At 29.7% G+C, this 1,134-nt stretch carries 2 protein-coding genes; one reads left to right on the top strand and one right to left on the bottom strand.

Features of this window, described 5'->3' with window-relative positions:
- Window positions 1-183: 183 nt before the first annotated feature.
- On the bottom strand, window positions 184-507 hold the full coding sequence (qacC, locus tag CD128_RS09650; protein WP_001146389.1) for a quaternary ammonium compound efflux SMR transporter QacC: 324 nt from the start codon (window positions 505-507) through the stop codon (window positions 184-186).
- Between the two features lie 320 nt (window positions 508-827).
- On the opposite strand from qacC, the gene CD128_RS09645 reads away from it, so the two are divergent.
- Window positions 828-1,134: protein rep (locus CD128_RS09645; protein ID WP_231917297.1), on the top strand; the 307-nt coding region annotated here is incomplete at its 3' end.

Raw genomic sequence — 1,134 nt, 5'->3', positions numbered from 1 at the left:
AAAAAATAAAAAATAGAACACGCATTTATGCCGAGAAAATTTATTGATGTTGAGAAGAACCCTTAACTAAACTTGCAGACGAATGTCGGCATAGCGTGAGCTATTAAGCCGACCATTCGACAAGTTTTGGGATTGTTAAGGGTTCCGAGGCTCAACGTCAATAAAGCAATTGGAATAAAGCAATTAATGCGATGTTCCGAAAATGTTTAACGAAACTACGCCGACTATGATTAAAACTATAGATACTATAGTTATTAGATTTATTTGTTCTTTGAAAATAATTATTGAGACTACGGTTGTTAAGACTAAACCTAGTCCCGCCCAAGTTGCATAAGTTATATTTAGTGGTAGGTGTTGCATTGTTTTACTTAAAAAATAGAAACAAATTCCAAATGAAATTATTGTTCCTAAGGATGGTATAAATTTTGAAAAGCCTTCTGAAGATTTAAGAAATGCACTTCCAATAACTTCAGTACTTATGGCTATTATTAAATAAATATAAGGCATTTTTAACTCCTTTTAATTTTCGTATTTTATTTAATTTTATTCTAAGTATTTTTTAATTGTAGTCTTGTATTTTGAGTGTCATTCGCGTGGTATTTTTGTGGATTGATGGTTTTTGAAAGGTTTTTGAAACGAGTTGAAAACGAGTTTCTTCTTGTCTTGATACTATATAGAAATAACGTTCTTTTTCAAAATATCGTTTTAACGTTGATTTGACAGTGTTTTTAATGGTTTTTAGTGTATAAAATAAAATTTGACATAAAAAAACTCCAGTAATAAGATTAAAGTGTCGAGCTAAAATCAAATACTGGAGGTCTTTTTATATGCAAGACAATCATACAAAATATATAGACGAAAATCAAGATAATAAAACACTAAAAGATATGATGAAAAGTGGGAAACAACGCCCATGGAGAGAAAAGAAAATTGATAATGTAAGTTATGCAGATATACTGGAAATCTTAAAAATTAAAAAGGCTTTTAACGTAAAACAATGTGGTAACGTCTTAGAATTCAAGCCAACTGATGAAGGTTATTTGAAGTTACATAAGACATGGTTTTGTAAATCAAAATTATGTCCAGTTTGTAATTGGAGGCGTGCTATGAAAAATAGTTATCAAGCTCAAAAAG

Source organism: Staphylococcus croceilyticus (assembly GCF_002902575.1).
Classification (GTDB): domain Bacteria; phylum Bacillota; class Bacilli; order Staphylococcales; family Staphylococcaceae; genus Staphylococcus; species Staphylococcus croceilyticus.
This window is presented reverse-complemented; position numbering and strand designations above follow the sequence as displayed.